The sequence below is a fragment of the Arthrobacter antioxidans genome (assembly GCF_023100725.1).
Lineage (GTDB): Bacteria > Actinomycetota > Actinomycetes > Actinomycetales > Micrococcaceae > Arthrobacter_D > Arthrobacter_D antioxidans.
This window is the reverse complement of the sequence record NZ_CP095501.1, coordinates 3,723,689-3,745,482: the sequence shown is the minus strand read 5'-3', so window position 1 is coordinate 3,745,482 and position 21,794 is coordinate 3,723,689. Positions and strand designations below refer to the sequence as shown.

18 protein-coding genes and 1 riboswitch are annotated in these 21,794 nt (G+C 70.5%); of the genes, 10 read left to right on the top strand and 8 right to left on the bottom strand.

Going from position 1 to position 21,794, the window contains the following annotated elements; translation table 11 throughout:
- Positions 1 to 42: 42 nt before the first annotated feature.
- Together MWM45_RS17465 and MWM45_RS17460 are read right to left on the bottom strand one after the other, a co-directional pair.
- The gene (locus tag MWM45_RS17465) at positions 43 to 444 is read right to left on the bottom strand and encodes a DUF7793 family protein (protein WP_247827551.1); all 402 of its coding nucleotides are present in this window, start codon (positions 442 to 444) and stop codon (positions 43 to 45) included.
- Between the two features lie 72 nt (positions 445 to 516).
- Positions 517 to 1,302 (bottom strand): class I SAM-dependent methyltransferase, encoded by a 786-nt coding sequence (locus MWM45_RS17460; protein ID WP_247827550.1) that lies wholly within the window; start codon positions 1,300 to 1,302, stop codon positions 517 to 519.
- Positions 1,303 to 1,458: 156 nt separating this feature from the next.
- On the opposite strand from MWM45_RS17460, the gene MWM45_RS17455 reads away from it, so the two are divergent.
- Positions 1,459 to 3,705 (top strand): putative bifunctional diguanylate cyclase/phosphodiesterase, encoded by a 2,247-nt coding sequence (locus MWM45_RS17455; protein ID WP_247827549.1) that lies wholly within the window; start codon positions 1,459 to 1,461, stop codon positions 3,703 to 3,705.
- 102 nt (positions 3,706 to 3,807) lie between these two features.
- The gene (locus tag MWM45_RS17450) at positions 3,808 to 4,596 is read left to right on the top strand and encodes a response regulator transcription factor (RefSeq protein WP_247827548.1); all 789 of its coding nucleotides are present in this window, start codon (positions 3,808 to 3,810) and stop codon (positions 4,594 to 4,596) included.
- Here the strand turns inward: MWM45_RS17450 and MWM45_RS17445 are convergent.
- The 3 genes from MWM45_RS17445 to MWM45_RS17435 all read right to left on the bottom strand — a co-directional run bounded on the left by MWM45_RS17445 (position 4,566) and on the right by MWM45_RS17435 (position 7,290).
- Complete coding sequence (locus MWM45_RS17445; RefSeq protein ID WP_247827547.1) at positions 4,566 to 4,910, bottom strand: hypothetical protein; 345 nt, start codon at positions 4,908 to 4,910, stop codon at positions 4,566 to 4,568. The two genes, MWM45_RS17450 and MWM45_RS17445, sit on opposite strands and share 31 nt — an antisense overlap.
- A 207-nt stretch (positions 4,911 to 5,117) precedes the next feature.
- Positions 5,118 to 6,149, bottom strand: coding sequence for an LLM class flavin-dependent oxidoreductase (locus tag MWM45_RS17440; protein ID WP_247827546.1), 1,032 nt, complete (start codon positions 6,147 to 6,149; stop codon positions 5,118 to 5,120).
- A gap of 88 nt (positions 6,150 to 6,237) precedes the next feature.
- A complete protein-coding gene (locus tag MWM45_RS17435; protein WP_247827545.1) occupies positions 6,238 to 7,290 on the bottom strand; it encodes an SGNH/GDSL hydrolase family protein in 1,053 nt (350 codons plus the stop codon).
- Between the two features lie 217 nt (positions 7,291 to 7,507).
- Positions 7,508 to 7,611: riboswitch (glycine riboswitch) on the top strand.
- 154 nt (positions 7,612 to 7,765) lie between these two features.
- On the opposite strand from MWM45_RS17435, the gene gcvP reads away from it, so the two are divergent.
- The 4 genes from gcvP to MWM45_RS17415 are packed head-to-tail and all read left to right on the top strand — an operon-like array spanning position 7,766 to position 13,955.
- Positions 7,766 to 10,621 (top strand): aminomethyl-transferring glycine dehydrogenase, encoded by a 2,856-nt coding sequence (gene gcvP / locus MWM45_RS17430; RefSeq protein ID WP_247827544.1) that lies wholly within the window; start codon positions 7,766 to 7,768, stop codon positions 10,619 to 10,621.
- Positions 10,622 to 10,635: 14 nt separating this feature from the next.
- Positions 10,636 to 11,769: a glycine cleavage system aminomethyltransferase GcvT gene (gene gcvT / locus MWM45_RS17425; RefSeq protein ID WP_247827543.1), complete on the top strand. Its 1,134-nt coding sequence runs from the start codon at positions 10,636 to 10,638 to the stop codon at positions 11,767 to 11,769.
- Entirely contained in the window at positions 11,766 to 13,139 is a 1,374-nt protein-coding gene (locus MWM45_RS17420) for an L-serine ammonia-lyase (protein WP_247827542.1), read from the top strand. Before gcvT ends, MWM45_RS17420 begins: the two co-directional genes overlap by 4 nt.
- 6 nt (positions 13,140 to 13,145) lie before the next feature.
- A complete protein-coding gene (locus MWM45_RS17415; protein ID WP_247827541.1) occupies positions 13,146 to 13,955 on the top strand; it encodes a methylenetetrahydrofolate reductase in 810 nt (269 codons plus the stop codon).
- A 119-nt stretch (positions 13,956 to 14,074) separates the two neighbouring features.
- Here the strand turns inward: MWM45_RS17415 and MWM45_RS17410 are convergent, their stop codons facing one another.
- Together MWM45_RS17410 and MWM45_RS17405 are read right to left on the bottom strand one after the other, a co-directional pair.
- Positions 14,075 to 14,518, bottom strand: a complete 444-nt coding sequence (locus MWM45_RS17410; RefSeq protein WP_052273999.1) for a MarR family winged helix-turn-helix transcriptional regulator — start codon at positions 14,516 to 14,518, stop codon at positions 14,075 to 14,077.
- Positions 14,519 to 14,694: 176 nt separating this feature from the next.
- Positions 14,695 to 15,465 carry an alpha/beta fold hydrolase gene (locus MWM45_RS17405; RefSeq protein WP_247827540.1) on the bottom strand — a complete coding sequence of 257 codons (771 nt, stop codon included), beginning with the start codon at positions 15,463 to 15,465 and terminating at the stop codon, positions 14,695 to 14,697.
- A 102-nt stretch (positions 15,466 to 15,567) separates the two neighbouring features.
- Here MWM45_RS17405 and MWM45_RS17400 point away from each other — a divergent pair, with 102 nt between their 5' ends.
- On the top strand, positions 15,568 to 16,296 hold the full coding sequence (locus tag MWM45_RS17400; protein ID WP_247827539.1) for a response regulator transcription factor: 729 nt from the start codon (positions 15,568 to 15,570) through the stop codon (positions 16,294 to 16,296).
- A 63-nt stretch (positions 16,297 to 16,359) separates the two neighbouring features.
- On the opposite strand, the gene MWM45_RS17395 is transcribed toward MWM45_RS17400, so the two are convergent.
- Entirely contained in the window at positions 16,360 to 17,550 is a 1,191-nt protein-coding gene (locus tag MWM45_RS17395; protein ID WP_247827538.1) for an MFS transporter, read from the bottom strand.
- Between the two features lie 214 nt (positions 17,551 to 17,764).
- Between MWM45_RS17395 and MWM45_RS17390 the strand changes: the two genes are divergently transcribed.
- From MWM45_RS17390 to MWM45_RS17380, 3 genes are all read left to right on the top strand, one after another.
- On the top strand, positions 17,765 to 18,226 hold the full coding sequence (locus MWM45_RS17390; protein ID WP_247827537.1) for a MarR family winged helix-turn-helix transcriptional regulator: 462 nt from the start codon (positions 17,765 to 17,767) through the stop codon (positions 18,224 to 18,226).
- A gap of 512 nt (positions 18,227 to 18,738) precedes the next feature.
- A complete protein-coding gene (locus MWM45_RS17385; protein ID WP_247827536.1) occupies positions 18,739 to 20,421 on the top strand; it encodes an ABC-F family ATP-binding cassette domain-containing protein in 1,683 nt (560 codons plus the stop codon).
- 188 nt (positions 20,422 to 20,609) lie between these two features.
- Positions 20,610 to 21,764 (top strand): hypothetical protein, encoded by a 1,155-nt coding sequence (locus MWM45_RS17380; protein WP_247827535.1) that lies wholly within the window; start codon positions 20,610 to 20,612, stop codon positions 21,762 to 21,764.
- The last annotated feature ends 30 nt before the right edge of the window (positions 21,765 to 21,794 follow it).

The following is a 21,794-nucleotide window of genomic DNA, read 5'->3' as shown; positions in this document are numbered from 1 at the left end:
GAATCCCGCGAGGCACCAGGCCCGAGGGCAGCCCCGTGGGGGTCAGGCGATGGCCGGGTGCTCGAGTTCGCCGGCGTCGCTCTGCAGCCAGACCACCGCGAGGTGGCGCGAGGTGAAGAACCGCGTGGGGCAGGGCGGGGAGTTCACTCCGAGGAAGAAGTTGGCGATCATCCTGTCCACGGGAGAGGAGCCCAGGAGTGCGATCCGCGACGCGGCGCAGGGGACGGCGAAGACTGCCCGCGCGTCGCGCGTCACGGTTCTCGTGGTCTCCATGTCCACCAGCATCGGGTGCCCCTCCGCCTCGGCGAGCGAGTTGACCGCTCGCATGGCTGCCTCTGCATCCGTGACGGTGATGGTGCAGTCCTGATCCCATGCCAGGTGGAGGATGCCGTTCGGCAGGAGTTCCAGGCCGGCCTTGTCGCCGTCGATGCGTTGTGCGGGCATGGGGGCCTCCTGAGCAGACCGCTGATGCCTTCCGGGCCGGACGGCCCTGGGTTCACCCCGTGAGACCGAGGATCAGCGAGTCTTCATCGTAGCGAAGTATCCGGGGATGCCCGTGGTCGCGTTGCCGCCCATCGGCACGGCCTCGATGGTGACCGGTGCGTCGTCCACCACCTGCCAGGCTGCCTCCGGGAACGCAGCACGGCGTTCCTCGGGGCCGAACCGGCCCGGTACGGGGATGCCGCCGATGGCCTTGCGCAGCGGGAGCGGGATGCTGCCGGGGGTCGCGCCGAGGCTCTGCATGTAGGAGAGCGGGCTGCCGCGATAGTTCGTCTCCGTCAGCAGGACGCGCCCGTGCCGTCCCGCCACGGAGTGCAGGTTCCGCGCCAGCTGTTCGCGCTGCGGTCCGCGGAGGACATGGAAGACGCCGCGGACGAACACGTTCATGTCCCCGTATTCCTCATGCAGCATATGACCGGTGCCGGGCTGGGTCAGGTCGAGGGTACGGAAGGAGATGGTGTGCTCGCCATCGGCCTCCTGCCGGGCCCGCTGCACGGCGCTCTCCGCGACGTCCACGCCGACGGCGGCCGGGAAGCGGGGTGCGAGCCAGCGCGTCCAGCGTCCGTTCCCGCATCCGACGTCGAGCACCGGCAGCGCGAAGTCCATGGAGGCCTGCATGGACGTCGCGTACTGCTCCGCCTCGGGTCCGATGTCCGTGTCCCAGAGCACCTCGCCCTGGGTGCCGGTCGCACGGATTCCGCGCCAGTAGCCTTCCCAGGCCACCGCCGGGTCCCGTGGGGTGCGCCGCGCCAGGAGCGCGACCTCGGGCACCATCAGGAGTTGGCGGATGATTCGCAACATAGGTCGAGGGTACATACGGTCCGTGCACAACAGGGCCAACCAAGGATTTCCACAGGATGCGGCGAGGACGCGCCAGATCGGTCCGCCGGTCCTGGCGGCCTGCCTATGCTGGCCGTTGCCATGAACTCCATGGCCAGCGCAGAGGATGGGGACTTCATGCGGCGCGACACACCCCTCGCCGCCGACGGGCGCCGTGGTGAGCAGTGGGGTCCCTCGCGGGTCCTGACCGCCGTGATGGTGAGCCTGCTCGTCATCTACACCGCGAGCCTCCTGCTGGGGGATCCGGAGACGTTCGAGCCTTTCACCGACGGCTGGCTGTGCCTGTTCACCGAATTCGCTGCCGTGGGCCTGTGCATCAGTGCTGCGGTACGGACCCGCTTCTCCGAACCGCAGGTCCTGCTCGGCGGCGGGGCGGTGGTCGCCTATACCGCCGGCGACGCCTACTACCTGGTATCGCTCCGCGGCGGCGACTCGCTCGGCTTCACCTCCCTGGCGGACGTGCCGTACCTCGCGTTCTACCCGCTCATGCTCGGCGCCCTCGGGGTCGTGCTCGTGCGGAAGCTGCGCGGCCTGATGTGGCCGATCCTGCTGGACAGCCTGGTGGGAGCGCTCGCGGCAGCCTCGCTCGTGGCGCTGGTGCTGGCGCCGATCCTGCAGACCGGCACCGCCGGCGGCACGGCCTTCGATGTGGCCGTCACCGTCGCCTACCCGCTCCTCGACCTGCTGGTGATCACCGCCGTGGGTGGGGTCCTCGCGTCGAAGGGCCTCGACATCGGGCCGCGATGGCCGATCCTGATCGCCGGGATGATCCTCTTCTCCGCAGCGGACGTCGCCTACGCGCTCGGCATCGAGGACTACAGTGCAGGTTCGCTCATCGACGCGGGCTGGGTGGTCGGGGTGGTGGCCGTGGCGGCCTGGGTGGACGGCGCGGCAGGAACCGGACGGGGCTGCAGAAGCCGTGGCGTTCCGGAGTTCGCGGCGCCCCTGGTGTCCACGGCATCCGCCCTCGCCGTGCTCGTCATCGGCTCCCGGCTGGACATCCCGCTGCTCGCGGTGGTCTTCGCCGCCGCCTCGCTGGGACTGGCGTCCGTGCCCCTCGCCTTCCGGAACCGGATGCTCGTGGCCCTGGCGCGGACCGATGAGCTCACGGGGCTGCCGAACCGCCGCGCCCTGCTGACCGACGTGCCCGACCGGCTGGTCGGCGGCACCGCCGGTGCCCTGTTCGTCGTCGATCTCGACCGCTTCAAGCACGTGAACGACGCCCTCGGGCACGACGTCGGGGACGCGCTCCTCGTGCAGGTCGGCCGGCGGTTCCGGCGGCAGTTGCGTCCCGGTGACCTGCTCGCGCGTCTCGGCGGAGACGAGTTCGCGGTGTACCTCGACGGCGTGACCGAAGGCGAGGCCGTGGCCGCAGCCCGGCGGCTGGGTGCCGAACTCTCCAGCCCCGTGGAGGTCGGGACCGCCGCCCTGCAGGTGAGTGCCAGCATCGGGATCGCCCTGACGCCCCGGCACGGTACGGACATCAGCCTGCTCATGCGGAAGGCGGACATCGCCATGTTCCGTGCGAAGGCGCAGCGCAGCGGTTTCCACGTGTACGACTCCACGGACGACGACGACGGCGAACTGCGGCTGCGGACCGTCCAGGAGATCCGCACAGCGCTCGCGGAGGACCAGTTCGAGCTGCACTACCAGCCGAAGGTCCGCCTGACGGACCAGGAGGTGACCGGTGTGGAGGCGCTCGTCCGCTGGAACCACCCCACCCGCGGGCAGCTGCCGCCGAGCGCGTTCCTGCCGCTCGCCGAGGAGGCGGGCCTGATGCCTCAGCTGTCCTCGCTCGTCCTCCGGCGGGCCGTCCGGCGCGTCTCCCGCTGGCGCGCGGAAGGCCTGGACGTCGTCGTCGCCGTGAACATGTCCGGGTCCTGCATCCTGCCGTGCCTCCCGCACGAGATCCTGGGCCTGCTCGCGGAGCACGACCTGCCGGCGTCCTGCCTCATGCTCGAGATCACCGAGGACGTCCTGATGTCCACGCCCGCCGGGACCGCCGGGCTCCTCGCGGAGCTGCGGGCCGCGGGCGTACAGGTCTCGATCGACGACTTCGGCACCGGGTACAGCTCCCTGGCCTACCTGCGGGACCTCCCCGTCGACGAGCTGAAGCTCGACCGCTCCTTCGTCACGGCGATGGGGGGCGACGCGCGCGCCGGTGCGCTCGTCGGATCGATCATCGACATGGCACACAGCCTGGGCCTCCGCGTGGTCGCGGAGGGCGTCAACGGCGAGGAGACCCGGGAGGAACTGCTGAACCGTGGCTGCGATGCCGGGCAGGGTTTCCACCTCGCCATGCCGCTCCCGGGATCCGACGTCGGACCCTGGCTGGCGGCCCGCGTCATGGCGGCGGGCCGCTGATGGCGGCAGGCAGCGGCCACCGGCACACGCCTCGGCCAGAAAATACGCAGAACGCTTCCGATGCACTCGGTCCCGGCAGCAACATCTGGCAGGGTGTTAGCCATGACACCTGACCCCGATGCGCGTGTTGCGCTCATCATCGAAGACGATGCCGATGTGCGGCAGTTGCTGGTCATGACGCTCGGCATGAGCGGTTTCACCACGATCGAGGCCGAGAACGGGCGTCAGGGCGTCGCGCTCGTCCGTGATCGCCAGCCCGACCTCGTGACGCTGGACCTGAACCTCCCCGACATCGACGGCGTGGAGGTGTGCCGCCAGATCCGTCCGCTGACGGATGCCTACGTCATCATGATCACGGCGCGGCAGGACGAGATCGACCGCCTCATCGGGCTCGAGATCGGGGCGGACGACTTCGTGGTGAAGCCGTTCAGTCCCCGTGAGGTCGGAGCGCGGGTGAACGCGATGTTCCGCCGTCCGCGGAGCACCGTGCGGAACCCCTCCCAGCCTTTGGTGGGCACGGACGCGACGGAGCAGCAGTCGACGGCTCCCGCGCTCACGGTCGCAGCGGATCCGGTGGCGGGGATGCTGACCCACGGGTCCCTCAGCATCGACACCGAGGGCCGGATCGCGTCGCTCGACGGCGTCGAGGTACCGCTCACGCGGATCGAGTTCGACCTGCTGGCCACGCTCGTCTCCGGACCCCGCCGGGTGTGGCAGCGCGAGACCCTGCTCTCGCGCATCTGGGGGGACGGGTGGGTCAACGACCAGCACCTCGTCGAAGTGCACATCCGGAACCTGCGGAAGAAGCTGGGCGAGGACACGAAGGCGCCCCGGTTCATCCGGACGGTGCGCGGCGTCGGCTACAGGATGATGCCGCCCAGCGCCGACTGAAAGTCGGTGGCGTGGCTTCGCAGCCGCGCGATCTCCGGCGCGTGTTCGGACGGCTCCCCGATGAGCTGCAGGGCCGTGGACGATTCCGCTGCGAGCCGGCATGCGCCGACCATGGCGGCGCTCGCATTGAGGCTGAGCAGGGCGACGACGGCGTCGTCCGCGGCCCGTGCGGCGAAGGCCGACTCCACGGCGTCGATCCGCTGCGGGAGCATCTGGACGAACACCTGCGCGAACTCCAGTGCACCCGCCGGGTTGGAGAGTTCCTCCCCGAGGGTCTCGAGGGTCTGCCGATCGAGCGCAGGTAGCTGTGACACGTCGGTCCTGTCGGTTGCCGGGCGGAACGATCTCGGATCGAGACTGCCCGCCGGTTCCGGTGGACGGACCGGAACCGGCGGGACGATCGTGGAGAACGGTGCTCCTGTGGTCCACTCTGGCCCTCGCCGCTCAAAGGCGCCGTGCCCCAAGTGCGAAAGAAGACCGAAGAAAGGGCGAAGGTCGGCCCCCGGCCGGTCCCGGCCTGCCTACGCGAGCATCTCCCGGACCATCGGGATCACCTTCGTGCCGTAGAGCTCGATGCTGTGCATGAGCTTGTCGTGGGGCAGCGGTCCGGCGCTGTACTTCATGTCGAAACGATCGATCCCGAGGGTCTGCGCCGTCGCGGCGATCTTCCGCGCGACGGTCTCCGGCGATCCGACGTACAGGGAGCCGAAGTCGGCCTCGTGCTCGAACTCCTCGCGCGTCGTCGGGCCCCAGCCGCGCTCCCGGCCGATGCGGTCGCGCATGATCCGGTTGTCGGGCCAGAGTTCCTCCCGGGCCTGCTCATCGGAGTCGGCGATGTAGCCGGGCGAGTGGACGCCGATGGGCAGGGTGGGTTGGCCGAGCTGGTTCAGGGCGCGGTGGTAGAGGTCCACGTAGGGGGCGAAGCGCGCGGGGTCGCCGCCGATGATCGCGAGCATCAGCGGCATGCCGTAGCGGGCTGCCCGCACCACGGATTCCGGACTCCCGCCGACGCCGATCCAGGTCTTCAGGCGCCCGCCCTCGGTCTTCGGGTAGACCTCGTGGTCCTTCAGGCCCGGGCGGGTACTGCCGGACCACGTGACCGGCCCTTCCTTGATGAGCTCCGAGAACAGGTCGAGCTTCTCCTCGAACAGCCGCTCGTAGTCGGACAGCTCATAACCGAAGAGGGGGAAGGACTCGGTGAACGAGCCCCGCCCGAGGATGACCTCGGCCCGGCCGTTCGACGCGGCGTCGAGGGTGGCGAAGCGCTGGTAGACGCGCACGGGGTCATCGGAGCTGAGCACCGTCACGGCCGACCCGAGGCGGATGCGCGCCGTCTGCCCGGCGATGGCCGCGAGGACGGTCTCGGGTGCCGAGATGGCGAAGTCGTCGCGGTGGTGCTCGCCGAGACCGATGAAGTCGACCCCCACCTGGTCGGCGAGGACGGCCTCCGCGATCACGTTGCGGATGACCTGCGGGTACGGGACGGGGGTGCCGTCCTCACCGCGCGTGACGTCCCCGAAGGTATCGAGTCCGAGTTCCAGTTCGCGTGCCATGGTGATGCTCCCGTGCTCAGCGTTCGGGCCCGCCCTGGGCCTGCTGGTAGAACGGGCACCCCACCGGCGTTATTCCATGCATACGTATCTACTTGCTCCCTCCGCGATGATTTTGCAGGACCTCCGCCGCCCGGTCCGCTCGGGCGATGCTCGCCGGATCCGCGAGGTCCACGCCGGCACGTGCCGCGGCGGCCCGCGCGGCCGGGGACTTCAGGTCGGGGAGGACGAAGCGCTCAGGGGTGATCAGGGCATCCTGCGCGGCGTGCTCGCGCTGGTCCCGGGCCAGCGCGGGACCGGACAGCTCGGCGGCCCGCACGGTGGCCGTGGTCACGGCCACCGGGGCGCCCGTCAGCGCCGGGCCCACCAGCGGCGCGTAGCCGACGGCATGGCCGGAGCGGTTGGGATGGTAGGAGTCGGAGATGGGTCTCGCCAGGCCGTTCAGCCACTCGACGTCGTCGCACACCGCATGCCCCCCGAACACGGCGGACGGATCCCGGAAGGTGAAACCTGCCGCGGTGGCCGCCGCCGCCGTCGTCCGGTTGAGCAGGTCCGCCGTCGCGTTCAGGCGTGTCTCCTCCGTGGGCGAGAACCACGTGGCCGCGTTGCAGTCCTCGCCGTTGAAGATCCGCGGGTAGCCCGCCACGGTGACGGACGCCTGGGGCGCCCGGGCGCGGATCTGGCCGTACAGCGACCCGAGGCGCCCGGGGAGCTGTCCGGTGATGACGGCCCGGGCCCGTTCGAGCGCCGCGGTGCAGTTGCTCATCCAGGCCGGCTTGGCGCACTCCGTCAGGAGGGCGACGAACGCGGCGTCGTTGCCGCCGACGCTCACCGACACGTACGACGTCGTCGGCGTCAGCGCACCCAGCTGACCTGCCGCGACGTCGCCGATGGTGGCGCCGGAGCACGCGCGGAAGTCCAGGGCATACCCTCCGGCGCTCGCGATGAGGACGGGGAACGCATGGACCGACCGCTGGCAGCTCGTCCCGTCCGCCAGGTAGGTGCGGGTCCCGGTGCCCGACGAGTACGAATCGCCGAGGGCGACATACGAGGCAGGCGCCGCGCTGGCCGGCGGCGCGGGCACCACGACGGCGGCGAGCAGGGCCAGGGAGGCGAGGGCGGAACGGAGGCGAGGAATCGTCATTGATGCTCCTGGTGCGGATGGTGCTGTCGTGGCCACGCTAGCCGCGTGGCGACGCCTGCGGGAGGTTCGTCGCAGCGCTGCACCCATGACTCTTCCGCGGAACCGGGCGGCCGGGGTAGGGTGCCGCCCGGCGTCCTGCACCCTTTGCCTCCGCTCCGGGCCACGCGGTACGCTGTGGGACGGCTCACATGCCGCTCGACCCAACTGAATACGCCATCGATCTGCAGCGGGAGAGTTCTGCCGTTGACCCACACACCGGCAGGCGCCGTAGGAGCAAATCCTCCCCAGGAATCTCTCAGGCGAAGGTACCGCTGCGGCTAGGCAACTCTGGAAAGCAGCCCGGACGGCGTCCGGCGCTCACCGACGGTGCAAGCAGGCGTAGAGCCCTGCGGAAACTCTCAGGTCCCCTACAGAGCGGGGAGGAACCCGACCAGGCCCGCGCGCCCGCGCACCTCATCTGACGTACGGAGTTCCCATGACCGCCTCCCCCGACATCGCGTCGACCTTCGCCGACCGCCATATCGGCCCACGCACCTCGGACGCCGGGCACATGCTCGAGGTCCTCGGCTACCCGAGCCTCGACAAGCTCGTGGACCTGGCAGTCCCCGCCAGCATCCGGCTCGAGCGCGGACTGGAGCTCCCGGCCGCCCTCAGCGAGACCGAGGTCCTGGCGCAGCTCCGCCGCATGGCGGGCCGGAACCGGACCGCCGTCCAGATGATCGGGCAGGGCTACTTCGACACCGTCACGCCGCCCGTCATCCGCCGCAACGTCCTCGAGGCGCCCGCCTGGTACACGGCCTACACGCCCTACCAGCCGGAGATCTCCCAGGGCCGGCTCGAGGCGCTCCTCAATTTCCAGACCATGGTGCAGGACCTCACGGCCCTCGACATCGCCAACGCCTCGCTGCTCGACGAGGCATCCGCCGTCGCCGAGGCCGTCCTCCTCATGCGCCGCTCCGGCAAGATCAAGGGCCGCACGGTGATCGACGCCGACGCCCTCCCGCAGACCGTCGCCGTGGTCCGCGGCCGCGCCGAGGCGCTCGGGTTCGACGTCGAGGTGGTGGACCTCTCGGACGGCCTGCCCGACGGCGACATCAACGGCGTCGTCCTGCAGCAGCCCGGCGCCTCCGGCGCCCTGCGCAACCACGCGGCCGTCATCGGCGCGGCCAAGGAGCGGGGCGCCCTCGTCACCGTCGCTGCCGACCTCCTCGCCCTGACGCTCATCACCGCCCCGGGCGAGCAGGGCGCCGACATCGCCGTCGGGTCCGCACAGCGCTTCGGCGTCCCCCTCTTCTTCGGCGGTCCGCACGCCGCGTACATGGCGGTCCGCAAGGGCCTCGAGCGCATGCTGCCCGGCCGCCTCGTGGGCGTCTCGAAGGACGCCGACGGCGCCCCCGCCTACCGCCTGGCCCTGCAGACCCGCGAGCAGCACATCCGCCGCGAGAAGGCCACGAGCAACATCTGCACCGCGCAGGCGCTGCTGGCGATCGTCGCCTCGATGTACGCCGTCTACCACGGCCCCGAGGGCCTCAAGGCGATCGCGCGCACCGCGCACCGCCGCGCCGTCGCACTCGCCGCCGCCCTCCAGGGGTCCGAGGCCACCGTGGTCCACGACGCGTTCTTCGACACCCTCCTGGTCCGGGTTCCCGGCAGGGCCGCCGAGTTCGCGGACACGGCGGAGGCCGCCGGCTACAACCTCCGCCGCATCGACGCCGACCACCTCGGCATCTCCTGCGACGAGACCACGACGCAGGAGCACATCGCCGCCGTCGCGGACGTCTTCGGCGGAACGGCGGCCGACGACTCCGCGGGGGAGCGGATCCCCGCGGACCTGCGCCGCACCTCCGCGTTCATGACGCACCCGGTGTTCTCGCGGCACCGCTCGGAGACCGCGATGCTGCGCTACCTGCGCCGACTCTCGGACAGGGACCTCGCACTGGACCGCACCATGATCCCGCTGGGCTCCTGCACCATGAAGCTCAATGCGACGGTCGAGATGGAGTCCATCTCCTGGCCCGAGTTCGCGTCCATCCACCCGTTCGCCCCGGACAGCCAGACCGAGGGGTGGCGTGAACTGATCACGGACCTCGAGGAGCGGCTCGCCGAGATCACCGGATACGCGCAGGTCTCCCTCCAGCCCAACGCCGGCTCGCAGGGCGAACTCGCCGGTCTCCTCGCCATCCGCGGCTACCACCGCTCGCGCGGCGACGAGAACCGCACCATCTGCCTCATCCCGTCCTCCGCCCACGGCACCAACGCGGCGTCGGCCGTGCTCGCGGGCATGAAGGTCGTGGTGGTGGGCACGGCCGCGAACGGCAACATCGACCACGACGACCTCCTCGCGAAGATCGAGCAGCACGCCGAGAACCTCTCGGCCATCATGATCACCTACCCCTCCACCCACGGGGTATTCGAGGAGGACGTGCGCTGGGTCTGCGAGAAGGTGCACGAGGCCGGCGGCCAGGTCTACATCGACGGCGCCAACCTCAACGCCCTCGTGGGCCTCGCGCAGCCGGGTGAGTTCGGCGGCGACGTCTCCCACCTGAACCTGCACAAGACGTTCTGCATCCCGCACGGCGGCGGTGGGCCCGGCGTCGGACCCGTGGCCGTCGCCGCGCACCTCGCGCCGTTCCTGCCCGGCGACGCGAACCGCGACATCGCCACCGACGGCGGGCCCGGCGCCGCGGGCGGCACGCCGGTCTCCGGGTCCATGTACGGCTCCGCCGGCGTCCTGCCGATCTCCTGGGCGTACATCGCGCTCATGGGCTCCGAAGGCCTCACCAGCGCCACCGCGCACGCCCTGCTCGCCGCCAACTACGTCGCGGCCCGCCTGACCGAGCACTTCCCCGTGCTCTACACCGGAGCGCAGGGCCTCGTGGCCCACGAGTGCATCCTCGACCTCCGCCCGCTGACGGCCTCCACCGGCGTCACCGCCGAGGACGTCGCCAAGCGCCTCATCGACTACGGGTTCCACGCCCCCACGCTGTCCTTCCCCGTGGCCGGGACGCTGATGGTGGAACCGACGGAATCCGAGGATCTCGCCGAACTGGACCGCTTCGTCGACGCCATGATCGCGATCAGGGGCGAGATCGACCGCGTGGCGGCCGGCGACTTCAGCATCGAGGAGAGCCCGCTCCGGCAGGCCCCCCACACCGCGCGCCTCCTGGTCGGCGACGAGTGGACGCAGGCCTACCCGCGCGAACTCGCCGCCTACCCGCTGCGCTCGCTGCACCACGACAAGTACTTCCCGCCGGTGCGCAGGATCGACGGCGCCCACGGCGACCGCAACCTCGTGTGCTCCTGCCCGCCCATCGAAGCCTTCGAAGACTAGGAACCCCGCCGACCATGAGCGAGCAGAGCAAACACACGGCCCTGTACACCCGGCACGCGGCGCACGGGGCGTCCTTCACCGATTTCGGCGGGTGGCAGATGCCCCTGAAGTACCGGAGCGAACTCGAGGAGCACCACACGGTCCGCCGGGCCGCGGGCCTCTTCGACCTGTCCCACATGGGCGAGGTCCTCGTCAGCGGGCCCCAGGCCGCCGCGTTCCTCAACTACGCCCTTGTCAGCAACCTCGCGGTGATCGCCGTCGGCAAGGCCAAGTACTCCCTGATCTGCACCGCGGAGGGCGGGGTGATCGACGACCTCATCACGTACCGGCTCGCCGAGGACTCCTTCCTCGTGGTGCCGAACGCGTCCAACGCGGGCGTCGTCGCCGAGGAGCTCCGGCAGCGCGCCGTGGGCTTCGATGTCGCCGTCGAGGACCAGTCCGACACCACGGCCCTCATCGCCGTGCAGGGCCCCACCGCCGAGGCGGTCCTCCTCGAGCTGGCGCGCCCCGAGGACGCCGGGACCATCCGCGAGCTGAAGTACTACGCGGCCGTGGAGGTGGAACTCGCGGGGCTCCCTGTCCTGCTGGCCCGCACGGGCTACACCGGGGAGGACGGCTTCGAGATCTTCGTCGGCACCAGCTTCGCGGTGCGCCTCTGGGACGCCGCCCTGCAGGCCGACGCCGCCCACGGGCTCCTGCTGTGCGGTCTGGCGGCCCGCGACTCGCTCCGGCTGGAAGCCGGCATGCCGCTGTACGGGCACGAGCTCGGCCTCGACACCAACCCCTTCGAGGCCGGTCTCGGCCCCGTGGTCAGCACCAAGAAGACCGACGACTTCGTGGGCCGCGCCGTGCTCGAACCCCTCAAGGCGCTCGAGCCGGCCCGCCGCCTCGTGGGGCTGCGCGCCGTGGGGCGCCGCTCCGCCCGCGCCGGGTACGACGTCGTCGTCGACGGGGCCGCCGTCGGCACCGTCACCTCCGGGCTGCCCAGCCCCACGCTCGGCTACCCGATCGCCCTCGCCTACGTGGACGCCGCGCACGCTGCCGTCGGCACCGAGGTGCAGGTGGACCTCCGTGGCCGGCCGGAGCCCTTCACCGTGATCCCCACGCCGTTCTACCGTCGCGAGAAGGCCGCCGGTACACCGCAGTGACGATCAGCGCCTTCGACCTGTTCAAGATCGGCATCGGCCCCTCCAGCTCGCACACCGGAGGGCCGATGACCGCCGCCTACCTGTTCACCGACCTGCTCCGCACGCAGGGACTGCTGGCCGATGTGCAGCGCGTGCAGGTGGACCTCTTCGGCTCCCTCGGCGTGACGGGCCACGGCCACGGCACCGTGAAGGCCGTGCTGCTCGGCCTGGAGGGGGACCGGCCGCACCTCGTGGATCCCACCTCGGCTGATGCCCGCGTGGCGTACATCGGCGAGTGCCGGTCCCTCAATCTCGCCGGGGAGCGCCGGATCGCCTTCGATCCGGACACCGACGTGCTGCTGCACCGCGGCCAGCGCCTCGATTTCCACACCAATGGCATGCGTTTTTCGGCATATACCGCGGGAGAGACGCCTATTCTTTCGAGGGAATACTTCTCGGTGGGTGGCGGGTTCGTCCTCGACGAGGACGAGATCGGCTCCGAGACGGCGGCCGTGGAGCCCGTCCCGGTGTCCCACCCGTTCGACACGGCGGACCAGCTGGTGGACCTCTGCCGCCGGACGGGCTCGTCCTTCTCGGATGTCGTCCTCGCGAACGAGCTGTCCTGGCGGTCGGAGGCCGAGGTCAGGGAGGGGCTGCTCGCCATCTGGGAGGTCATGCAGGACACCATCCGGCGCGGCACGACGACGGGCGGCATCCTGCCCGGCGGACTGAGTGTGCGGCGCAGGGCGGAGCGGCAGCGGCAGCTGCTCGAGAAGGCCGACGATCCCACCGACCGCCTCGGCACCATGGAGTGGGTGACGCTCTTCGCGCTGGCCGTCAACGAGGAGAACGCCGCCGGCGGGCGCGTGGTCACGGCGCCGACCAATGGTGCGGCGGGCATCATCCCGGCGGTCCTGAAGTACTACGTGGACTTCGTCCCGGGAGCCGACGACGACGGCGTGGTCCGGTTCCTGCTCGCGGCAACCGCCATCGGTTCCCTGTTCAAGAAGAACGCGTCGATCTCCGGGGCGGAGGTAGGTTGCCAGGGCGAGGTCGGTTCGGCGTGCGCCATGGCCGCGGGGGCGCTGGCCGAAGTGCTCGGTGGAACCCCGGAACAGGTCGAGAACGCCGCCGAGATCGGGATCGAGCACAACCTCGGGCTGACCTGCGACCCCGTGGGCGGGCTCGTGCAGATCCCCTGCATCGAGCGGAACGCCGTCGGGGCGATGAAGGCCATCACCGCCGCGCGGATGGCCGTGCGCGGGGACGGGCAGCACCACGTCTCGCTCGACGTCGCCATCAAGACCATGCGCGACACCGGCGCCGACATGATGGACAAGTACAAGGAGACCGCGCGCGGCGGGCTGGCCCTGAACGTCGTGGAGTGCTGAGCGCCCGTGCCTGACCTCCCGGTCCGCGTCGAGGTCATCCCCGGGGACGGTCTCGAGGAGCGGCTGGGGGCGCACCTGCCCGCCCCCGCCGTCGTCACCGTAACGTGCCTGCCGCACCACGGCCCCGGTGAGGCCGTGGAGACCGCCGTGCGGCTCGCAGCTGCGGGGTACACCGCCGTCCCGCACCTGGCCGCGCGCTCGGTGGCGGGCCGGCCCGAGCTCGCGGGGTATGTCGCGCGGTGCCTGGACGCCGGGATCAGGGATGTCTTCGTGGTCGGCGGGGACGCCGCCCACGCCGCAGGACCCTATGCGTGGAGCGGCGCGCTCATGGAGGACCTCGCGGAGCTCTCGGGCGGGGCGCTGCGCCAGGGCATCGCGGTCTACCCCGAGGGGCACCCCACCACCACGGACCAGGAACTCACACGGACGCTGCTCGCGAAGCAGGTCCTGGCGTCCTGGTGCGTCACGCAGCTCTGTTTCTCCCCGGACATCCTGCGCGCCTACGCGCCGCGGCTGCGGAGCGAGGGGATCACGCTGCCGGTCTGGGCCGGCATTCCCGGGCCCGTCCGCATCAGCCGCCTGCTCCGGCTGGCCGGCACGATCGGCGTGGGACAGTCGATCGGTTTCCTCCGGCGTTCCGCCGGCGGTGCCGACGCCGGGTCCGTGGTCCGGCAGCTGCTGTCCTCGGCGTCCTACGACCCGGCGCCCCTGATGGCGGCGCTCGACGGCGCAGGGTATGCGGGGCTCCACCTGTACAGCTTCAACGACCTCGCGGCTCTCGAGCGGTCAGGTGTGGCGCGGCCGCTGCAGGCGTGATGGCCCGGGCCGGCAGCGGCTCCGACCGGGATGTCCGTCCGGGACACACGAAGAGCGACCGCCCGTTGAGGCGGCCGCTCCGGGTGATTCTCTCGGGGTGCTTCTCCCGGGGTGCTGCGTCAGACGGCGGCGGCGGCCGGCTTCTGACGCTGAGGGGCGAGTTCCCCGATGATCCCGCGCAGGAGCTTGCGAAGCTCGAAGGATTCGAGCCCCTCACCGACCATGAGCGTGCGCTCGATGTCTTCGGCCTTCGCGAGGGCCTCGAGGCCGGACTGCGTGATCGTGATGCGCTGGCTGCGACGGTCCACGCTGTCGCGGATACGGGAGATGAATCCCTGGCGCTCCAGCTTCTCGATGGTCTTGCCGATCGTCTGCGCCTGGACATGCACGGCGAGCGCGAGCTTGGCGCCCGTCATGGTGCCCGTGCGGGACAGGACGCCGAGGGTGGTGTAGCCGGCATGGGTGATTCCGATGTCGAGCAGCCTCTCGTTCCACGCGTGGTCCACGAGGCGGGCGGCGGTGGTGAGCAGGCGGCTGGTCGACCACTCTTCCAGTTCAGACATACGATCTCCTCCCGAAGATGTGGGGACGCCCTGCCGGTGCTGGTCACCGCCGGCCAGGCGTGGTGTCATCGCAGCCGACCGATGGTACAGGGACGGGATCGACTGCCTTATGTCCACTATGCGCTTCCATCTTCAAGTTTTCCCGTTGCCCCGTCCGAAGCTTCCGGCAAGAAAGCCTAGGAAGGGAGCGCGGTGCGCCGGCTGAAGGCCACGATCTCGGCCGCGACCCGGGCCGCCGCGGAGTGCTGCACCACGTGCGGTTGACCTTCGATCTCGACCAGGGTGCCGTCCGGCGCGCGGGTCGCCAGCTCCCGGCACCATTCCCGCCGCGCGACGGGGTCCCTCCCGCCCCGCACCACCAGGACCGGACAGCGGAGGCGCTCGACGGCGCGCTCCAGCGGGTATTCCATCATCGACCGGAGCTGGCGGAGGTACCAGCGCGTCCCGGTCTGCAGGTAGTCGCCGAGGACGATCCGATTGGCGGACGCGCTCTCGCGGAGCGTGTCATGGGCGAGGGCGACGGCCTGCTGCAGCACGGTGCGGCGAAGCCGGTCCACCACCGGCCCGATCAGGACGAGGCGTTCCGCCAGGGCCGGTGATTGCAGGGCCGCTTCCGTGACGAACTGCACGCCCATCGAATGCCCGACCAGCGTGCCGGACCGGACCCCGAGCTCCCCGAGTGCTTCGACCATCAGCGCTGCATGGTCTTCCACGCCGAGCTGGATCCGGGGTCGCGGGCCCGGGCCGTAGCCGGGAAGATCCACCGTGTGCACCACGGCGTCGGCCGCCAGTTCGGCCCGCAGCCGGTCGAGGTAGCGATGGGTCATGCCGAGCCCGTGCACGAGGACATAGGGGCTGCGCGGGGAGGCGGGGGACCCGGGGCCCGGGGTGGTGCGGATGCGGAGGCTGAGGCCGTCCACCCGAACGGTACGGAGTGTCGGCTGCATCCGGGCAGTCTACGGGTACTTCTCAAGCTTCCCTCACGTTCAGCTCACGGTCCGATCAATTCCGCCGCCCCGAGTCCCGGCATTGTATGAAAGTCTTGACCCATGTCCGTTTCCGCGTCGCAGCGCTCCGCGCTCATCGTCGAGGATGATCCGGATATCCGGGAGTTACTGGCGACGACCCTGCGCATGAACGGATTCAGGGTCATCGAAGCATCCACGGGGCTCGACGGCCTGGCGGCCGTGAAGGAGCACCGGCCGGACCTCATCACCCTCGACCTGAACCTGCCGGACCTCGACGGCGTGGAGGTCTGCCGCCAGTGCCGGGCCGTCAGTGACGCGTACATCGTGATGGTGACTGCCCGGCAGGACGAGATCGACCGGCTGATCGGCCTGGAGATCGGGGCGGACGACTTCATGGGGAAGCCCTTCAGTCCGAGGGAGTTCGCGGCGCGCGTCTCGGCGATGTTCCGCCGTCCCCGCACCGCAGTGCCGCAGCAGGTCGAGGCGCCCGGCGACGGCCTGCTCCGGCACGAAGATCTCACCATGGACGTCGAGGGGCGCACGGTGACCCTGGGCGGACGGGAACTGGCGTTGACCCGCATCGAATTCGACCTGCTCGAGACTCTCCTCGCCGGCGCGCAGCGCGTCTGGACGCGGGAAGCGCTCCTCGACCGCGTATGGGGGGACGGCTGGAGCCAGGACCACCACCTCGTCGAGGTGCACATCCGCAACCTGCGCAAGAAGCTGGGCGAGGACATGGCCAACCCCCGCTTCATCCGCACCGTCCGCGGCGTCGGGTACCGGATGATGCCGGGGGACGCGCGGCGCTGAGCGTCGCCGGCGTCGCCCCGGGAACCGGGGGCCTGGTACCGGTGCGGGTTGCCCGGCCGACCCCTACGCGACGAGTGCGGGCGAACCCGCCTGCCGGGCACCGTCACGGGTCCGACGGTCCCGCGTCATGGAGATGCCCAGCACCACGAGCGCGGCAAGCGTGATGGCGGCACCGGCCCAGATGGGTGAGGTGTAGCCGAGGCCTGCGGTGATGGTCACTCCGCCGATCCAGGCACCGAGGGCGTTCCCGAGGTTGAAGGCGCCGATATTGGCGCCGGAGACAAGGGTCGTGGCGTCACCGGCGTATTTCATGACCCGCATCTGCAGGCCGGGCACGGTTGCGAACCCGAATCCGCCCATGAGGACCAGCGCGATGATGGTGGCGACGGGACTGTACGCCAGGACGGCGAACAGGGCGAGGACCACGGTGAGTGCGGACAGGACGATGAGCAGGCTGCGGTCCAGCGCCCGGTCCGCGGCGCGTCCGCCCAGGAGGTTCCCGACGAAGAGGCCTACGCCGAAGACGACCAGGAGCCAGGGGACAGCCCTCGAGGGGAAGCCGCTGACGTCGGTGAGGACGTACGCGATGTAGGTGAAGGCGCCGAACATGCCGCCATAGCCGAGGATCGTGATGGTCAGCGAGGCCCAGACCTGACCGGAGCGGAAGGCGTTCAGTTCCCTGCGCAGACTCACGGCCGCGGTGTCGCGTTCCATCGCGGGCACGAGCAGTGCGATGCCGATGAACGCGATGACACCGATGACGGTGATGGCCCAGAACGTCGAGCGCCAGCCGAAGGCCTGGCCGAGGAACGTACCCAGGGGTACGCCGAGGACGTTGGAGACGGTGAGCCCGGTGAACATGACGGCTATGGCGCTCGCCTTCTTCTCCGGGGCCACCATGGCTCCGGCCACCACCGAACCGATGCCGAAGAACGCACCGTGGCACAGCGCCGCGATGATGCGTCCGAGCATCATGACGCCATAGGTGGGCGCGATCGCGTCCACCAGGTTCCCGAGGACGAAGAGCACCAGCAGGCCCAACAGGACCTGCTTGCGGGGGAGTCGGGTCACCGCGGCTGTCACCACGAGCGCGCCCACGGCAACGCTGAGCGCGTAGCCGGTGATCAGCCAGCCCGCCTGCGCCTCGGTTACGCCGAAGGTCCCGGCGACCTCGGGCATCAGCCCCATGATGATGAACTCGGTGAGTCCGATACCGAAACCGCCCAGAGCGAGAGCGATGAGGCCGATTGGCATGATGGTGTTCTTTCTTTGACGATGAGGGTGACCACTGGTGCGGTTCTGGTGCAGGGCCTGCGCCCTTGCCGGGCAAAAGCCACGATCAGGGAGCGATTGCCGGCGGGCCGGGTAGGAAGACCGGCGGTGCGCAGGTAAGATTTAGTTGCACACGCGGGTTTTATCATTGCACATGCAGATATGCCGCGCAAGCAACTACTTTGTGGAGGCATGGATGAGCGTCGATGACAGTGCCGTCGAGGTACGCGCGCAAGGGTGGCGCACCCTGGCGGCGTTGCACAACCGGATCGAGTCCGAGCTGGAGAAGGCGCTTCAGGCGGAAGCAGACCTGTCGGTGGTGGAATACACGATGCTGAGTGTCCTGAGCCGCCAGCCCGGCTCATGGCACATGAGGATGCAGCAGGTGAGCCGCGCAACAGCCCTCAGTCCCAGTGCGACCACCCGCCTGGTGACCCGCCTCGAGAAACGCGGACTCCTCCGGCGCATCCTCTGCGAGGACGACAGGCGGGGCATCTACACCGAGCTCACCCAGGCCGGGGCCGACCTCCTGGGTGCCGTCCAGCCGATTCATGACCAGGCGTTGACGAAGGCGCTCCGGGATGCCCGCGAAGTACCCGAACTCGCCCATCTCGTCGATGCCCTGCCAGGACTGACCGGCGCGCGGAGCGGCAGCTGACCCACGCCGGTCCGGGCGCCGGTGCGCGACGTCCTACTCCGACGCTTCGTCAGCGGCAGTGAACTGCACGGACGCGTCCACCCCCGATGTTCCATGGTCCGGGGTGCCGTTCCTCGACCTCCGGCGGGCCCGTCCCCACCGGCTTCGGCCGGCTGTCGGACGATCGCCGGCCCGAGCCCGCTGCCCTCCGACGCCGAGGAGCCCCGCCAGGACCGGTCGAACGCGCGGTCGCAGTCCCCGCGAGAGCGCCCGGCCTTCGTGTGAACTGAAGGCCGGACGCCGTCGGGGCGCTCATCTGCAAGCCGGCTGCTTGACCTGTTCGATAAGCACACTTGTCATTCCATCACGGAAGGTGGCGGCGCGGTCGACGTGGGTGTCGCCGTCCTGGCGGATCGACCCACAGATGACAGTGCCGCAGTGCCCCTAGGGCATCGGCTTCGCAAACCTGCGCAAACGGATCCGCGGATCCCTCCGGGCAACCCCGACTTGTCGCCGGGTGAAACACTTGGGACGTGGCTCATCTCGACGTATCCGGTATCGACTACTTCCTCTCCGACGGCAGGCAACTGCTCAACGGCGTGGCCTTCAAGGTCGGCGACGGCCACAAGACGGCCCTGATCGGCCCCAACGGCACGGGCAAGACGACCCTCCTGCGCATCGTCTCCGGGGACCTGTCGCCCGACGAGGGGTCGGTGAGCCAGTCGGGGACGATGGGCATCATGCGGCAGTTCGTCGGCCAGGTGCGCGACGACTCGACGGTCCGCGACCTCCTCGTCTCCGCCGCGCCGCCCATGCTCGCGGCCGTCGCGCAACGGATCGACGACGCCGAACTCGCCATGATGGAGGCCGACGACGAGCCCACGCAGATGACCTATGCACAGGCGATCGCCGACTGGGGCGACGCGGGCGGCTACGAACTGGAGACCACCTGGGACGAGGTCACGATGGCAGCGCTCGGCGTCCCGTTCGATCGCGCGCAGTACCGCGCCGCGTCCTCGCTCTCGGGCGGGGAGCAGAAGCGGCTCGTGCTGGAGGCTTTGTTCTCGGGTCCCGACGAGCTCCTGCTCCTGGACGAGCCCGACAACTACCTGGACGTGCCGGGCAAGCGCTGGCTCGAGGCGAAGCTGCGGGACTCGAAGAAGTCGGTGCTGTTCGTCAGCCACGACCGCGAGCTGCTCGCCAACGCGGCCACCCGCATCGTGACGCTGGAGCCCGGGGTCCTCGGGGCGTCGTCGTGGACCCACGGCGGCGGGTTCGAGACCTACCTGAAGGCGCGGGAGGACCGCAACGCCCGGTTCGAGGAACTGCGCAAGCGCTGGGACGAGGAGCACCTCAAGCTCAAGGAACTCGTCAACATGTACAAGAACAAGGCGGCGTTCCGCTCGGACATGGCGAACCGGTATCACGCCGCGCAGACGCGACTGGCGAAGTTCCTCGAGGCCGGCCCGCCGGAGGCCATCCCCCTCGAGCAGAACGTGTCCATGCGCCTCGCGGGCGGACGGACCGCGAAGCGTGCCGTCGTCGCCCAGAAACTCGAACTCACGGGCCTCATGAAGCCCTTCAGCACCGAGATCTGGTTCGGCGACCGCGTGGGCGTGCTGGGCTCCAACGGCTCGGGCAAGTCGCACTTCCTGCGGTTGCTGGCCGCCGGCGGGTCCGACCCGGACAAGGAACACCAGCCCGTCTCCGACGTCGACATCGCCGCGGTGCCGCACGAGGGCTCCGTGAAGCTGGGCGCGCGGATCCGCCCCGGTTTCTTCGCGCAGACGCACTCCCGCCCGGACCTCCTCGGCCGGACCCTCGTGGACATCCTGCACCGCGGCGACGAGCACCGTTCGGGGCTGGGTCGGGAGGCCGCGTCCGCCGTGCTGGACCGCTACGGGCTCGCCCCGCAGGCAGAGCAGGCCTACGACTCCCTGTCCGGCGGCCAGCAGGCCCGGCTGCAGATCCTGCTGCTGGAGCTCTCCGGCGCCACCCTCCTGCTGCTCGACGAGCCGACGGACAACCTGGACCTGCACTCGGCGGAGGCGCTGGAGCACGCCATCGATGCCTTCGAGGGGACGGTCATCGCCGTCACCCACGACCGCTGGTTCGCCCGGAGCTTCGACCGCTTCCTGGTCTTCGGTTCCGACGGCAAGGTGTACGAGACGAAGGAGCCCGTGTGGGATGAGAGCAGGGTCGTCCGCTCCCGCTAGGAGCTTCGTCCACACGTCCTCCACACGCTTTCCACAGGGTTATCCCCAACCGGTGGATAAGTAGCGGCGGCACCCCGGCGGACGGGGCGTCCTCCGCAGGGGGCACCGTCCTTGTAGGGTGGTCGGCGGCGCAACGGAAGAGCACCGGGCGCCGCATCGATCCGGTTGGGGGGCTCATGGGCGCAGGCATGGATACGGACACCGGTCCGACGACGAGCAGTGACGTCGTCACCGAGGGGCCGGAGGGGTCCGCGGGGACGACCTCCGCGGCGACCGCCGTCGCGCGTGGATCGCGCGGACGGACCGCACGCCGCAGCATCCTCAGCCACGCGGCGGCCCGGGCCGCCGCCGTGCTCGTGCTCGTGCTGGTCGCCGGGGTGGTGGCGGTCACCCTGGTCAACCAGTCGTTCTTCGGTCCCCACCGGCCCGTCGAGGCGTACCTCGACGACCTCGTGGCCGGTGACGCGGGAACCTCCCGGGCCCTGGTCAGGGCAGACGACGGCGGGGGCGGCGCCGCCCTGCTGGCCGACGCCGTGTACGGTGCGGCGCAGGGCCGGGTGTCCGGCTACGCGGTCCGCGACGTCGTCGTGGACGGCGGAGCAGCGACGGTGGTGGCCGACCTGACCCAGGACGGCACCACCGCCACCAGGGAATTCACCCTGACACGTACCGGATCCACTGCGCTGGTCTTCGACGCGTGGCGGCTCGACGGCCCGGCACCCGTCAGCGACGTCGGCGTGGTGGTCCCGCAGGACCTCGAGGCGATCACGGTCAACGGAGCGGACGTGGAACTCCCCGCGGGCGGTGCGGGGCCCTATCCGGGGCGCCGATCCCTCGCCCTCCCGGCCCTCCCGGGCACGTACGTCGTCTCGCCGCCGGCGCCGTCGACCTACCTCTCCTACGGCGATCCGCAATCCATCGAGGTCCCGGCCGATCCGGCGGCCGCCCCGTCCGGGGTACTGATCGACGCCGCGCCGACGGCCGCCGCCGAGGCCGAGGCCGTTGCCCGGGTCACCGCGTGGCTCGACGCGTGCACCGCCTCCACCGACGCCGCTCCGAGCGGGTGCCCCAACCGGTCCTTCGTGTTCGGGAACCCCGAGGACGTGCGTGGACCACGCTGGACCCTGGACCGGGCCCCGACCTTCACGCTCGAGCAGTCCTACGAGCCGGGCGTGTACCGACTGCTGTCCGACGACGCCGTGGCCACCTTCTCGTACGAGCGGAACGCCGAGTTCGAGGACCTGCTGCCCCCTCGCTGGGAGCGTGAGCAGGACACGCAGACCCTCTCCATCAGCGCCACCGTGACCGTCACGGGCGAGGCGATCGAGGTGGCCCCGGACTAGGAGCCGTGCGCGGGACGGCGTTTGTTTGAA